Source organism: Catenovulum agarivorans DS-2 (assembly GCF_000568405.1).
Classification (GTDB): Bacteria; Pseudomonadota; Gammaproteobacteria; order Enterobacterales; family Alteromonadaceae; genus Catenovulum; species Catenovulum agarivorans_A.
Genome location: NZ_ARZY01000006.1, coordinates 62,305 through 77,890, shown reverse-complemented (window position 1 = coordinate 77,890; position 15,586 = coordinate 62,305). Strand labels below are relative to the sequence as shown.

General features: G+C 41.1%; 11 protein-coding genes. 5 read left to right on the top strand and 6 right to left on the bottom strand.

Features of this window, described 5'->3' with window-relative positions; translation table 11 throughout:
* Nucleotides 1-19 precede the first annotated feature (19 nt).
* From DS2_RS19670 to DS2_RS04955, 4 genes are read left to right on the top strand one after another with little or no spacing between them, the layout of a single operon-like run.
* Nucleotides 20-1,210 carry an MFS transporter gene (locus DS2_RS19670; RefSeq protein ID WP_051479636.1) on the top strand — a complete coding sequence of 397 codons (1,191 nt, stop codon included), beginning with the start codon at nucleotides 20-22 and terminating at the stop codon, nucleotides 1,208-1,210.
* Nucleotides 1,188-1,964: an SDR family oxidoreductase gene (locus tag DS2_RS04965; RefSeq protein ID WP_051479635.1), complete on the top strand. Its 777-nt coding sequence runs from the start codon at nucleotides 1,188-1,190 to the stop codon at nucleotides 1,962-1,964. Before DS2_RS19670 ends, DS2_RS04965 begins: the two co-directional genes overlap by 23 nt.
* Before the next feature lie 10 nt (nucleotides 1,965-1,974).
* A complete protein-coding gene (locus DS2_RS04960; RefSeq protein WP_035013547.1) occupies nucleotides 1,975-2,760 on the top strand; it encodes a hypothetical protein in 786 nt (261 codons plus the stop codon).
* Between the two features lie 2 nt (nucleotides 2,761-2,762).
* Nucleotides 2,763-3,572: a hypothetical protein gene (locus DS2_RS04955; RefSeq protein WP_035013546.1), complete on the top strand. Its 810-nt coding sequence runs from the start codon at nucleotides 2,763-2,765 to the stop codon at nucleotides 3,570-3,572.
* 33 nt (nucleotides 3,573-3,605) lie between these two features.
* Here the strand turns inward: DS2_RS04955 and DS2_RS04950 are convergent, their stop codons facing one another.
* The 3 genes from DS2_RS04950 to DS2_RS19665 all read right to left on the bottom strand — a co-directional run bounded on the left by DS2_RS04950 (nucleotide 3,606) and on the right by DS2_RS19665 (nucleotide 8,296).
* Nucleotides 3,606-5,696, bottom strand: coding sequence for a TonB-dependent receptor plug domain-containing protein (locus DS2_RS04950; RefSeq protein WP_035013545.1), 2,091 nt, complete (start codon nucleotides 5,694-5,696; stop codon nucleotides 3,606-3,608).
* A 138-nt stretch (nucleotides 5,697-5,834) separates the two neighbouring features.
* Nucleotides 5,835-7,385, bottom strand: coding sequence for a sensor histidine kinase (locus DS2_RS04945; protein WP_035013544.1), 1,551 nt, complete (start codon nucleotides 7,383-7,385; stop codon nucleotides 5,835-5,837).
* Nucleotides 7,382-8,296, bottom strand: coding sequence for an ABC transporter substrate binding protein (locus tag DS2_RS19665; RefSeq protein WP_051479634.1), 915 nt, complete (start codon nucleotides 8,294-8,296; stop codon nucleotides 7,382-7,384). Before DS2_RS19665 ends, DS2_RS04945 begins: the two co-directional genes overlap by 4 nt.
* Nucleotides 8,297-8,442: 146 nt before the next feature.
* Here DS2_RS19665 and rep point away from each other — a divergent pair, with 146 nt between their 5' ends.
* On the top strand, nucleotides 8,443-10,452 hold the full coding sequence (rep, locus tag DS2_RS04935; protein WP_035013637.1) for a DNA helicase Rep: 2,010 nt from the start codon (nucleotides 8,443-8,445) through the stop codon (nucleotides 10,450-10,452).
* Here the strand turns inward: rep and DS2_RS04930 are convergent.
* From DS2_RS04930 to DS2_RS04920, 3 genes are all read right to left on the bottom strand, one after another.
* On the bottom strand, nucleotides 10,427-13,042 hold the full coding sequence (locus tag DS2_RS04930) for an EAL domain-containing protein (protein WP_035013543.1): 2,616 nt from the start codon (nucleotides 13,040-13,042) through the stop codon (nucleotides 10,427-10,429). The two genes, rep and DS2_RS04930, sit on opposite strands and share 26 nt — an antisense overlap.
* Nucleotides 13,043-13,389: 347 nt before the next feature.
* Nucleotides 13,390-13,788: a c-type cytochrome gene (locus DS2_RS04925; RefSeq protein ID WP_035013542.1), complete on the bottom strand. Its 399-nt coding sequence runs from the start codon at nucleotides 13,786-13,788 to the stop codon at nucleotides 13,390-13,392.
* A 188-nt stretch (nucleotides 13,789-13,976) separates the two neighbouring features.
* A complete protein-coding gene (locus DS2_RS04920) occupies nucleotides 13,977-15,368 on the bottom strand; it encodes a hypothetical protein (RefSeq protein ID WP_035013541.1) in 1,392 nt (463 codons plus the stop codon).
* Nucleotides 15,369-15,586: the final 218 nt, after the last annotated feature.

The following is a 15,586-nucleotide window of genomic DNA, read 5'->3' as shown; positions in this document are numbered from 1 at the left end:
TTTCCGGAGCATGCCGAGTATGCAATTAGTTTCTAGGCTGTTCATCAATAAAGATTTGCTGTTAATTGCATTCGCACAAATTGCATTTTTAACAAACAGTTTGATGTTTTTTACCTTCGCGCCCATCCTAGGTGCAACTTTAGTCAGTACAACCGCTTATGCGAATGCACCTTTGGCAGTTTCTCTCATCGTCATGTTACTGGTATCTTATCCGTTTGGCGCATACAGTCAGCGTCACGGTAGAAAGCTGGTATTTGCTATCGGCGGGGTTGCCTCAATTCTTACGCCAATCTTGGCATTTTTAGCTGTAACTAAAGATTATTCGCCTGCTTTTTTTGCTGCAGCTGTCACTCATGGGGTTAGCGCTTGTGCCATGACGTTTTACCGATTTGCTGCGATGGAGGTCGTTAGTGAGTCTAAGATTGCAAAAGCCATCTCAATTATCATGTTTGTCAGTATTATCTCCGCGATATTTGGCCCTAAACTGACCTCTTTGACTAAAGATATCGGTAGCATTCAGTTTTCAGTGACGTTTTTGGTTATGCTGCCTATAGCTACATTTGGGACTGTATGTATTTTATTGGTTCGTTGGGGTAGCTATCGACTACCAGCAAAAACCGAAAACGCTAGCCGAATTAGCTTTAAGTCGACTTGGCAACCAATAGCCTTAGCAACCTCTAGCTATTTTATCATGACGCTAATCATGACCTCCACCCCATTGCATATGCACGTCAATCATGCACATTTTTCAGACATAGCTCATGTCATTCAGTGGCATATGTTCGCGATGTTTTTCCCCTCAATTATGACGGCACAGCTTATCAAATACTTGGGTATCAACAACTTAATCCGGTTCGGGTTTCTGCTACTTGCTGTTGCGGCACTAGTGTGCAATCAATCGAATTTGCTGACATTAGGGCTGGTTTTGTTAGGCGTTGGATGGAATTTTTCGTTTATCGGCGCTAGCCAGTTGCTTGCAGTCAACTCACCTGAAGAATCGCGGATAAAAATGCAAGGCATTAACGACTTAATTGTATTTGGATTTAGTGCATTAGCCAGCTTTCTTTCCAGTTGGCTACTGCATCACTTAAATTGGTCAATCATGTTATGGGCTATCTTACCCATACCAATGATATCAATAGCATTAACCCTTAACTTGAAAGCTACCAATAATCAGAGACTTCTACATGACAATTGTGACGCCAAATAATAACCCTGACGAGTTCAAAGATCACCTGGTATTGATAACAGGGGGGACCAGTGGAATCGGCCTAACCTGCGCCAGAGACTTTATATCGCATGGTGCTCATGTGATGGTTTGTGGGCGTAGGCAAGACCGCCTTGATTCTGCTCAGAAAGCCCTAGGGGACCAAGCAATAGCGGTACAATGTGATGTCTCAAATCTACAGTCGATCAGTGATATGTATCAAGTCGTGAAAACTCAGGGGAAATGCATAAAAACCTTGGTGGTAAATGCAGCAGTCGCTAAAGCAGCATCCTTTGCAAATATCGATGAAGAAATGTTCGATTTAACTTTTGACATTAACCTCAAAGGCGCTTTTTTTACCATTCAAAAGGCATTACCTTTTTTGCAGGAAGGTTCAACAATAGTTGTTATTACATCAATTTCTAACCAACATGCTGCCCCTAATTTTTCGGCTTATTCTGCGGCCAAATCCGCATTAAGGTCTTTGGTTAAGTCTATCTCGCTAGACTTGATAAACAAGGGAATTAGAGTTAACGCAGTCAGCCCTGGTCCTATATCTACAGATATGTATGACAAGTTTGGGTTAGCACAAAGTGAAACTGAAAAAATTAAACAAGTCATCAGCAATAAATCTCCGATAAAACGCTTTGGTACCCCTCAAGAGACGGCGAACGCAATCCGCTTTTTGGCATCGTCCGAATCCAGTTACATTGTCGGTGCTGAACTCGTGGTGGATGGTGGTATCAGTTTGTTATAGGTCAACACTTATGAGCCAATCTTTTAATTACGCTAAAAAACTTTCAACAAAAATCTGGTATGAGGTCGCAGATGAACAAAACCCATTTGTAGCTAAAGAAAATTACCTATTTGGTTATCCTTACGAACAATTGTTAGCCAAAAAAAGTTATCTTGAAATGCTGTATTTATTGTTCACTGGAAACCTACCAAACTCAGAGCAAAAGCAGCTTCTGCAAATACTTTTTAAAGGGTTAATGAATTTTGGGCCAAGAGACAGTGCAACACGAGCGTCAATGCTGGCAGGTATAGGCAAATCCAGTCCTGAACATATACTACCAACTGGGTTACTCGCCATGGGTGGCACTTACGGCGCAGCGGAAGTTGAGCATGCTTATTTGCTAATAGAAAAAATGGCGAAAGTCGAACCGAAAGAAGCGGCAGACTCCTTGCTCCACTCTATGACAGCGGATAGCCCAAGAGTTGCACCTGGGTTTGGGTCTATTTATGGAGAAATAGATGCTCGCACCCACTCGCTGCTACTCAAATTAATCGAATTATCACCAGACAGCAAGATTTTCCAATGGACTGAAATGTTGTGCCAACAACTCCACAAACACAATTTTGGCATAGTTCCAACCGGCCTTACCGCCGTTGTTTGTTTAAAGTTGGGCATTGGCGCTAGAGAGTCCATCGGTTTATATCAATTAGCTAGAGCGCCTGGGCTCTTAGCTCATGGAATGGAACAAACTCACAAGCCCTTAACAGCCATGCCACTGCTTGAAGACGAAAACTATGTTCTAAGAAAAGAGGAATAACCATGAGTAATTACGACTATTGGTTGGAACGAAGGAACAAAATTGAAACGAGTATCGGCAAATGGGTCGGCGGTGATGATGTTGTGATACGCAATTACTCGTTAAAAAATGACTTATTAGGCAATGCCACATATATGCAAGTTATTGTATTGAATGCAACAGGTAAGCTTGTTTCTAAAAACCTTGCAGACTGGCTCGAAGCAAACTTTATTGGCATGAGTTACCCTGATGCTCGGATTTGGTGCAACCAAGTTGGCGCCCTATGTGGAAGCGAAGGCTCAAGTGTATCAGCTGCAACTGTAGCTGGTGTACTTGCGGCAGATTCAAGAGCTTACGGTGGCAGCAAATCATCTTTGATTGGGGTAGATTTTATCCGGCAAGCTTTGATGAAAGTTCAAGCTGGGATGACTATTGACCAACTTGTATCTCAATCCAGCTATAAAAATGGCAAACCCAACATTATGGGGTTTGCTCGCCCTGTCGCTCGAGCCGATGAACGAATAGACATGTACGACAAGTTGAGACAACAGCTTGGCTTTAAGGTTGGCAAACACCTAAAATTAGCCTTTGAAATTTCAGCGTACTTGGAATCAAATTTTAACCTATCAATGAATAGCGGCGGTTATTCCTGCGCATTCTTAGCAGATCAAGATTTTAGCGCACAGCAGGTTTACAATATAAAATGCATGTGTGTAGCAAGCGGTGTAACCGCTTGTTTTACCGACTATAGTGGACGTGCGCAAAACTCATTTTTGCCACTAAAGTGTGAGGACATTGATTATAATGGGCCGAGCCCTCGTCCAGTGGAGTAGCTTTTAGGCTACGCCACCGGCACAACAAAGTATTTAAAAATGATAACTGACTTCTGCATAAATCTGCCGACCTGGTAATGGCAAGTCATTGGGTAAATACACAGTAGTACCAGTATTTTCTGTTGGCTCTCGAGCATCAACGTCGAAAATATTCTTGGCAATTAAAGCTGTATCAAAATTATCATTCGCCCAGCGAATGGTTAAATCTGTAATATTGTAGTCACCGATTTTATCTCTCGGATCATCTAAGGCTCGAGTACGATTTACCACATAGTTATTCTTAACATTAACATTAATATTGGAGTTCAAATGCCAATTTAACTGTAGAAACAGTTGTTGTTCTGGCGAGTATGGCGCAGTTGAGTCGGTTAAACGATTTTCAGAGCGTTGAAATGCATAATTCCCATCAATACTAATATCGCGGTTCAACTTCCACTTCAATTCAAATTCAAACCCCTTGCCCACTTGTTTGCCCGCATTTTCAGCAACAGGCAAGAACTGGACAATATTTGACCAATTATACCTAAACAAATTCAGCACCATAGATACATCTGTACTAGGGCGGTAGTCAAAGGAAGCTTCAAATGTTTCAATTTCTTCTGGGTTAAGCGCAGGGTTCCCTAACGCAACCGGATTACTTTTCACACTAGTTTCTGCGAATGCCGGTGCCCTAAACGCCTTACCATACAAAATTTTTGTAGTTAAATACAAAGAGGTAGACCAAACCAACGCAGCTCTAGGATTCGTCGTTGAGCCAAAGTCAGAATAGTCGTCATGCCTTAAACCAAGAGTAAGCTCCCAGTCATTAGCAAAGGCCCATATATTTTGTGCAAATACATAGTTATTTTGCCGCTCCACCTCAGGTAAAAAAACTGCATCGCTATCACTAACATCGACTAATGGGAAAGTCCCAGCGGGAATAGGCTCACCCTTGGCATCTAAACCAAAGTTTTTAAACTCGGTTGTCTTATAGATATCATCTTTGTTATGGCCTGCGCCAAAGGAAAATTGACTATTCGGCAATGCTTGGTAGTGTGTTAAAAAACCAAAACGCCAATGTCTTTCAAACACGTTGGGGGCGCCCTGCATACCATCAGGGTGGGTGCCAACAAACGGTCCACCAGAAAACGACACCCCTGGTGGGAATAGCATAGCAGGTACGACAAATTCTTGAGTATTACGATAAAAGCTAGCAAAAACTTTATAGTCAATCTTATCACCCATAGTATTGGAATAATCAGCACTGACGATCTGTCGTTCAGGGCGAACCCGATAATATGGGTCCAAAGCACTTGCTACACCAGCACCACTTTGAACATCTTGCCTTTGCCACGACGCATCCAAGTTAAAGTTTTTGTAACTAAAGTTGGTATACAAGGCTAAGTTTTCTGCAGCTAAATTAAGAGGTCCAGGCGCCAATGACACATCCGTATTATACAAATCGTCATGCAAAGACTGCCTGTCTTGTTCAATAATACCATCAAAACCATTTGTCTTATGGTATTGGAAATTTATAGCAGCTGAAAAATCATCACCTTGATGGATATAATTCAGCCAAGTATCTTTGGTTGAGTAGGTACCAGCTCTGGCTCCGACTGTACTGTCGTTCGAGTTCTCCGCATTTTTGGTAATGATATTGATAACCCCCGAGAAAGCATCTGCACCATATAACGCAGAGCCAGGTCCTCGAATCACTTCAATTCTTGCGATAGATTCAACCGACATGCCACCCCATACTTGCCCTCGGTTTCCTACATAAGAACTGGTATAAGGCACACCATTTACCAACATAAGCACTTGAGGATTAAAGCTGGAGTATACACCTCGAAATGTGTATATAGGTTTAAAACCACTTGAACTACGAGCAACATGTAACCCAGGTACAGTTTCGAGCACATCATCTATATCTAATGCACCTTGCTGTTTAATGTCTTTTGCCGTGATAACAGTTGCAACAGATGGTGCTTTATATATTGGTTTTTCAGTGCCTGTTGCTATGCTAACAAACTCTTCATCCCCATATAAATCTTCTAAACTTAGCCCCATTTCACTAAAGCTGTCGTCAGCATGTGCAGGTAAGCCTAAAAATGAAAAATACAAAACCAAACAATATTTATTTTTCATAACTGGTGCCCAGTTGTTATTAGAATTATTGTACTAGTATTCAAGCCTAGTGTTTTTTTCATAAAAAACAAGTTGTAACAAAAAGTAACGGTCTTGTACATACGCACCTATTTATCTTAGTTTGCTTTTTAAGCCGTGCTACAAGGGTAAAACGACAGTAAAACAGGTACCTTTACCCACGGTACTCTCTACTGAAATTTCACCACCAAGTAGGCGGGCAAATTTTTGGCTGATAGCCAAACCCAGCCCTGTACCTTCAAATTCACGCGAGCTTGAACCTTGGTCAGGGCGACTACCCTGACCTACCTGCCTGAATTCATCAAATATTTCCGCCAGTTTGTCCGCAGGAATACCCTTGCCAGTATCTGTTACCTGAATAGCGAAAGTTTCTTCTCCGCACTCAAAGTCTAAGCTTATGGTGCCGTTTTTGGTGAACTTACACGCGTTGCTCAGCAAGTTAATTAAAATTTGTTCAAGCTTTTCTTTGTCTGTTTCAACCATGAGTTCAGTTTGGTTTTGTGGGCCAACAAATAAGTTTTTGTTTTTATCTAGCAGCGGTGAAACAGTATCGATAGCCATTTCTAGCGAGGGTTTTAACAGAATTGTTTCCCTTTTAACTTCCATGCGACCTGCTTCTACCTTGGATAAGTCTAAAATACTATTGATCAGCACTAATAAACGCTCTGCATTTCTTTGTACTTTTGCCAAGTCTTGCGTGTAGTTATCCATTCCATCCATTTCCAGCTCTTCTCGAACTAAGTCGATGTAACCAATTATCGCTTGGATTGGGGTCCGTAATTCATGAGTAATATTGGCTAAAAACACAGATTTATGTCGAGAGGCAGTTAAAGCCGAGTCTCTTGCTTGCACTAGTTCTGCTGTTCTTAGTTTAACTTCGGTTTCCAACTGATCTCTGTGGTTTCTTAACTGTTCGTCTTGATCATCTAGGGTTTGCATTAATGTATTAAATGCATGAGACATTTGGCGGATTTCTTTGGCGCCTTTAACCTGAGTCTGCAAATGCTGCCCCGTTCGCTCTGCTTCTTCCATTGTGTCTGCAAGTTCATTGATAGGCCGAGTCAACCGATTAACCGTCACATCGACCACCATAACAAGCATAACTGCAACAATTGTGCTAATCAAAAAAGTGGCAATAAAAATGTCTCGAGAAGTATTGGTTAACGTCGTTTTGCTCAGTTTGACATAAACAACCCCTAAAACACTTTGTTTATGTTGGTCAAATTCACCTAATCCAATATCTCCTTGATTAATATGCACCAGCTTCCAAAACCAAAAAAAGTCATCATCTTCAATATAACCCATCTCTTGTTCATGTTTGGGGATGACTAACTGCTCTAATGCAATATTCTGATTTGCGATAATCTGTTGGTCCGCGTCAATCACCGCTGCCCCGACAACTGATTTAAACCCTAAAACTTGGTTGATTGCATCTTCGGCGTTGTCGTTACTGCCAGTTAACAAAGCAAGCATGCCTTGCTCAGCTAAACCACTGGTTGCTTGCATTGCATCTTCCACAATCAATTCTTTGATTTTAATACTACTTACCCAAGCTGTTAGGCCACTGCCCGCTAAACTTAATACAATAATGCCGCCGACAACATACGCCATTAACTGGCGACGGAAACTAGACGCTGGGGAAATATATTTGTTCAGTATTCTTTTTATCATCTCTCGGGCAACACTATATTAAACTGCTCTTTTTCTTGATTTGTGTAGCTTATGCCAAGGTGTTTGGCGGTTCGTAAATTCACTGCTAATAAAATATGCTTCATTGGCAAAACTTGGGGGTTTTCTGTCATGTTCTGTAACATATTGGCCAGTTGTTTGCCCAGTTGAAAGTGATTTGGATAAAACGAAAATAGTGCGCCTCTTTTGGCATGTGATGGGATACTAGACAAAACGATAAAACGTTTATCCCAACTAGCCTTTAATACCAAAGGCAATACAACTTTTTCATGCATCGCGACTGTATCAATTGGCAACCAAATCGCATCTCGCTGATTGAGCCGACCTTCAACTAACTTGGCGTAAGTTTGCACTGCTTGTTTGAGATCTTTAACAATCTGAATGTTAGCGGCAATCCCTGCTTGTTTTAGCGCTCGTTCGGTGAGTTTGGCAATCCACGCGTTTTGTTGGCTTACAATTAAGTGTAATTTCTGTACTGACGGTGCGACCATTCTAAGTTTTTTCACAACTGTGATTGGGTCAGTCATCATGCTCACGCCAGAATGTGCACCCGGAGTCGTTGGGTAAGCGCCAATAACAATTGAATAGTTTGCGGTAAATTTATCCGCCAACCTATAACCACGTGAGCCGAGCAATACCAACTGAGTGATTGCATCTCCCGCCAATTGTTTTTCTATGCTACTGATGTCTAAATCTTCACCAATAACATAACCTTGAATGTCAGCATTGGTTTGTTCTTTTACACCCGCTCTAATTTGTTCAAAAATGGACAGGTAAGGTTCGCGTACATCAGGATACAGCACAGCAACAGGCGCAGCGACAGCATAGCCACAAAATGTGCCAAGCAGGCTTATTAATGACAGCACATAAACTATATGCAGCCGTAACATCATCCCTTGCAACCTTATGAATATGAAGTAGTTATCTTAGAGATGATTGTAACCCATTGTGTAGAAGCACGCGAATTTTGTTGTTTATTTTGCCCAATTCATTGGAAAAGCATACAATGCCCGCCCCATATTCAAAACCAACAGCCATTATGAAATTAAACCCAGCTCAAGCTGAAGCCGTTAGTTATGTTACTGGCCCTTGCCTAGTGCTCGCGGGCGCTGGTAGTGGAAAAACACGTGTGATCACCAACAAAATAGCGCATATGGTGACAAACTGTGGTTATAAGGCAAACCAAATTGCCGCAGTAACCTTTACCAATAAAGCGGCTAAAGAGATGAAAGAGCGGGTTGCGGCAACTCTACCTAAAGGAGCGGGCAAAGGTTTAATGGTGTCGACCTTTCATACGCTAGGTTTAACCATTATAAAAAAAGAATATAAAACCTTGGGAATTAAACCCGGATTTAGTTTATTTGACGACCAAGATACCATGGCGTTATTAAAGGCGTTAACTGAAAAAGAGCTAGATGGTGACAAAGATGAATTGCGCGCCGTTCAATCAGCCATCTCTAATTGGAAAAATGACCTAATTTTGCCTCAGCGCGCAATGCAGCTCGCTAAAGACGAAAAAGCACAATATCACGCACGCTGTTACCAGAATTACCAATCGCAAATGACCGCATACAATGCTTTTGATTTTGACGATTTGATTCTGGTGCCAACACTCTTGCTCAAACAAAATGAAGAAGCACGCAATCGCTGGCAACGCAAAATACGTTACTTGTTAGTGGATGAATATCAAGATACCAATACCAGTCAATACGAACTGGTGAAACAAATTGTGGGCTCAAGAGGGTTATTTACTGTTGTAGGTGATGACGACCAGTCAATATATAGTTGGCGTGGAGCAAAACCGCAAAACTTGGTATTACTCGGCAAAGACTTTCCCAAATTACGCTTAATTAAACTGGAACAAAACTACCGCTCGGTTCAGCGTATACTGAATGCGGCTAACATACTGATAGCGAACAACCCACATGTTTACGATAAGTCGCTATTTAGTGAAATGGCCTATGGTGAGCCAATTCGAATTCTATTTGCCAAAGACGAAGAAAACGAAGCAGAACGTGTTGTTGCTGAGCTGATTGGACACAGGTACATGCGTAAAAGCAAATATAAAGACTACGCAATTTTATATCGAGGTAACTTTCAGTCGCGAGTATTTGAAAAAACCCTGATGACCAACCGTATTCCCTACAAAATCAGTGGTGGTACCTCTTTTTTCGCTCGTAGCGAAATTAAAGATATTATGGCTTATTTGCGCCTGTTGGTTAACCCTGACGACGACAACGCATTTCTACGTATTATAAATGTACCTAAACGCGAAATTGGCCCAGCAACTTTAGAAAAAGTCGGCCGACTGGCGAATCAGCTGCATATTAGTTTGTTTGCCGCCGCATTCGAAGGGCAACTAGAACAAGTATTGTCGGGCAAGCGCCTAGAGAACCTTCAGCAATTTTGTCGTTGGATGGTCGAGCTAGATGACAGAGCTCAACGTGGTGATACTTTGTCTGCAGTACGCGATTTAATTAAAGGCATACGCTACGAAGAATTTTTATACGAAACGTCACCAAGTGGCAAAGCGGCTGAAATGCGCATGAAAAACGTCAGCCAATTGTTTAGTTGGATCAGTGGTATGCTTGAGGGTGATGAAGATGAAGAACCGTTAACACTTAAAGAAGCGGTAAACAAACTAACCTTAAGAGACATGATGGAGCGTGGTGCCGAAGAGGACGAAGCAGACCAAGTTCAATTGATGACATTACATGCATCTAAAGGGCTAGAGTTTCCGTATGTATTTTTAGTTGGCGCTGAAGAAGGTTTGTTACCTCACCAATCAAGCATAGACGAAGATAACATAGAAGAAGAGCGGCGTTTAGCTTACGTAGGGGTGACCCGGGCACAGAGGGAGTTGATTTTTACCATAGCCAAAGAAAGGCGACAGTTTGGTGAGGTGATAAAAACAGAGCCGAGCCGATTTTTATATGAAATGCCGCAGGATGATTTGGTGTGGGAGTATCAAAAACCTAAAGCAAGCCAGCAAGAACGCCAACAAAAAGCACAAGCGCATATTGCTAACTTGCGCGATTTGTTAAAGTAACATCTTCAGCTGACAACTCAGCTAACAACTGGCGGTAAAACTCATCGGAACTTACCGCCTCTGCTAACAGCTGCCCTTGAGCGAATAAACACCCCATAGTTTCAGCCGTTTCTTTCATTAATTCAGTTTCAATACCTTCCGCTATTACAATAAAACCTTGCTCATGGCCAATATTGACGATTGAAGTTGCAAAGCGTCTTTGTGCAAGATCTTGCTCTGCTCGGTGAATGAGTTTGGCATCCACTTTTACAAAATCAAGCTCGCCACTATATAACAAAGCTAAACTCGCAATACCCGCGCCAAAATCGTCAAGCGCAATACGTACACCCAGTGCACGTAAAGTGGCAAAACAGCCAACAACTTGTTCAATGTTATCAATCCCTTTTTCGGTAAACTCTAAAATCAACCCTTGAACTGTATCACCTATACTCGACAGTGTTTCAAGTAGTTGAGCGAATGCGGTTTCGTCGCATAATATTCGGCTGCTAAGATTAACCGATATTAATGCTTTGTCTTTGCTTAAATCTCGGTGTTGCAAATATTCGCACGCGTGAGCCACGGCCTGCTTATCTATTTGTAAAATAAGTCCGGTATCATGTGCCATTTCCAAAAAGTCAGCTGGTTTTAACAAACCTAAATTTGGATGCTGCCAACGCACTAACGCTTCAACTGCTGCGACTTCATTCGAGCTCAAATTCACAACAGGCTGAAAAACAAATTCCAGCGACCCTTCTTTTAGCGCTTTGCGCAACTCGCTTTCTTGATTTAATTGATCAATTAACTTGGTATGTAAACTTTGATCAAATAATACATAACGGCCACGCCCTTTATTCTTTGCTTGGTACATGGCCGTATCGGCATCCCTGAGCACGTCTGCTGGTTTATTATAGCCCTGCTCTGAACCGGTAATACCAATACTGCAACCGGCATATATCTCATTGCCATCTATGGTAAAGCTGTTATTAAGTGCTTCTATAATGTGGTGCGCAATGACTTGCGCTGCTTGCATAGATGCGGGCTGCTGCATTAACACGACAAACTCATCACCACCTAATCGCGCCAGCACTTGCCCTTGTTGTAAACAATTTGATATTCGATTTGCCACTTCCACTAAAAAGCGATCGCCAGTCAAATGGCCAAATGTATCATTAATTAACTTAAATCTATCCAAGTCAATAAATAACACTGTGTATTCATGCGTTGGATCCATAGTCGCACAAGCCACAGCATGCATCAGTTTACGGTTAAATAATTGCCGGTTGGGTAAGCCCGTCAGTAAGTCGTGATTGGCATCATGGTATAACTTTTCTTGAACTTTAATTCTTTCTTCAATTTGTTGCTGGAGATCATGGTTCGCTTCATGCAGCGCCTTAGTTCGCTGCTGCACTGTATCTTCTAGTTGATCTTGCGCATGCAACAGCATCTGCTGAGACTGCCACCTATGCATTATCAAGTTAAAATGCATAGTGATAAAATTCATAAGTTCGGTATCTTTATCGCTAAACTCCCCTTGAGATTCAGGCTTAAACACCACCAACAACAAACAATTTTCACCACTTGATTGCAATGGAGATACCAGCCAAACATTTTTGATTAACGATAACTTTTGTTTTTCATCAGCCATTATCGCGCCAAAAGCAGCCAAATGCTTAATCTCTTTTTGGCCTAACACCATAGGTTGAGCATCCAGCGCAATATATTCGTTTAAACATTGGTAAGTTTGTAAATCGTCAATACTATCAATCGCAGAAGCCCCCAAATAACACCACTTTTTATCCATGGCATTGTATTCAGCCAAATAGTTTGCCAGCTCAAATACTTGATTAACAACTGCGCTAAACCTTTGAAATAAAGTTTCTTTCGAATTAGAAAAATCAAATTTCTCTGATAAATCCAACAAAAGTTTTTGGGCGACTTGAAACCTTTGTTGTTGTGCAATTTCTTGTTTTAGTTTTTGATTAACTTGATGCAACGCACGGGTGCGGCTATTTATTTCTCGTTCCATTTGGGTTTGGCGCTGCATATGTTCAATGGAATGGGTAATGTGTTCAGATAAAAGCTCTAGAATCGATTTATCAGATGCATCGAACTGAATATCTTGGCTATAACTCACAACAACCAAAGCACCAAGATCACCATTGGTCATACGCAAAGGCACGCCCAACCAACTCACAGCAGGTTCACCTAATTCAATCACCTCGCCCTCATCAACCAACCGGTTGTAGTCGTCGTGGTTACATAACAATGAATGACCACTGCGTAACATATAACCTGTAAGGCCAACGTCAATCACATCATCAGGTAAATCGGGTTTTACATTCTGGCCGTCTTGGGTCGCATAATAATGAATATCGTATTTTTTACTGATGGCACTTTTAAATAAGATAAATAAATTGGGTGATTTAACCACTGAACCTATTACCTCATGCAATTGTAGGTAAAAGTGTTCAGTATCAAAACAATGGCTCGCAAGCTCAGAAATTTCCAACAAAGCAGATTGCACTTTTTTGGCTTGTTTTTTTAAGCCAAGCAGTTTTTTTAGCTGTTTTGCTTTGTAAGTTTGATTGGTTTGTTTACGGTTATTAGTCACGCTTATATCCAATTATTGCACTCTAGCCACTGCTACTGTTAAGCAGACTTCTGATTAACTATAGCAGAGGGTTCAGGAAATATACCGAACATGGCGAGTTTTTTAATTATTATTTTGACCTAATGACCAGCAGTTAGCTGATTGCAATAAATAGTTGACCAACTAAAGTATTGAATAACATATAGCTTAAAAATCAACCAAGGGGGCGCAGTTTAGCAGGAATATAAACTATTTCCATAACATTATTGGTTAAAATAGAAACAATTTTTTGATTTTTATGAAACAGGTGACGGGAAGTCATCAGGTGAAGCGCTCTGGCTTCACCGAAAATGTATAACTGAGTTGGATTAAAGGTCTTTAATCATATACTCGATTGCAGCCTTAATTTCATCATCGCTACAATCCATACAAGTACCTTTTGGCGGCATCGCATTAAAGCCATTAATCGCATGTGCAACTAATGTGTCCATACCTTGTTCAAGTCGAGCATCCCAATCACCCGCAACATTTGGTTTAGGTGCGCCCATTACACCTGCACTATGGCAAGCAGTACAACTGGCATTAAAAACATCTGCACCAGAGCGCGCTGCTGAACTAGCACTTTGCGCTACAGCACCTGCAATATGTACTGAACCGATAGGCTTGATACGTTCTTTAATTGCGGCATCGCTCATATCCGCGGCAAAAGCACTCGGTACAGCTACTAATGCACTCAAAAGTGCGAAACTGCGTAAATTAAATTTCATAGTTGAACCCACTGAATTGTCTCCGCTAATTGAATTTCTACTTTCCAATTAACCACTGAAAATTTTTTTACGATTATAACGGATAAAATGATTACTTGAAGTGAGAATTGTATCTAAATAGCCTGAAGGCTAGATAAAAAGGTGCTGTGATAACGGAATCACTCACAACACCTACTTATCATGCGTTACTACATTTCGAATAAACGAATCGTGCTAACGCCACCTTGATCTGGTGTATCTGTATCTTGAGCTGGCTCAGCAATAAGTACCCAGTCACCTGTTTTGTCACCGGCAGATTCATCAGAACTAAATTTTACGCCCAATTGCTGCGCAACAACTTTTGGTGCGCCGTCACCATCATCAACCGCAACATAGATGTCATAAGTGTTCGATGGCACTGCCATACGAGCAACATTACCCAATTCGCGTTGAGTTAATCGGTATGCCGTTGTTGCAAAATTCGCGTTTGGTGCAACAAAATATAAATCGACTTCATCATCACCTTGGTTGTTTAACAAGTTTACAAAAGTAATCTGATGATTTGTCGTATCTGGGCGGCTTGTATTAGTGAAAGATACATCGTCTAAATTACCTTCGTCATCACGATAAAATACAACCGTACGGTCTACACCACTAGCGAATGAATATAGCGCTTTTACTATGTTAGAACCTTCTAGACTTAAGCTATACGAGCCTTGCTCTAGTTCAAATGAGCTATCAGCTAAATCGTCTGCTTTAATATTAGGGTATTCAACCTTTTGATTTTCTAACGCACCACCTTCTAAGGTTAACGTGTTGCCGTCAAAAGCTTCTGCACTATTGTAAACTCTGAAGTAAGACTTAAGATCAGGGTCTTTATACTCTGTAACAGAAGAGGTTGAATCAGGTAAAAACACCATAGTTAATTTGTCTTCACCATTTAACTGGGTGTCCACTAATGCAAAATAGAATTGCGAACTACCAAAAGTGATACCTGAAGAGGTATACAAAAGGTTTTCAGAGCTGTCTTCAACGGTAAAATAATATCTGTCTGTATCCAGTTGTTTAGTAACGCTTTTGCCATATTCTGCTGTTAATGTATCAACTAATTCGCCACTATCTTTATCAATGACATCTACAGTTAATGTTGCTGCAGATTTTAAGGCTAAGTGCATCAAGTTAAACTCGAATTTGTCATCGTCTAGGTCATTCGAATTAATGATGTTGTAGGTAAACAATAATGGCGCATCACCATTGTCACCGTCTAAATCACCAACAGAGATTAAATAATTACGCTTGTCCTGCGCTAAATTCAAATCTTCATCATATAAAGTTGTAGTGACGTCGTCTGATTCATCTACTCTAAGCTGCACATTCTTAGTGCCAGCTTCAACACTTTGTCTAGTCGATTTGCCTTGATATGCAACCGACGCACGAAGCGTGTCTTCGTGATATAACTTAGTTACAGCAGTGTTAGCTGATAAGTTGTAATAAGTTAGATAACTGGTACTGTTGCTTTCATTTGAACCGCTACCACCACACCCTGTCAGCAATACGGCACTGCTAAATAATGCAGACCATCCAACATTTCTAATATTCATGAGTACCCCTTTAGTCACTCTTTTAATCTTTTTTGATCCTGTCTGAAAAATCAAACTAAAGCACAACAAATACAACAGGCCGTTGCAATAAGCCCGCTATAATAGACGTATTCAGCACAACTTTAAATAACATTCTATGTAAAGGCGCCATAAAGACGATCATATTGGCTTTTAACGGCTATATAAGCCGTAAATGTGTTCTGCTCTGACCGCTCGAA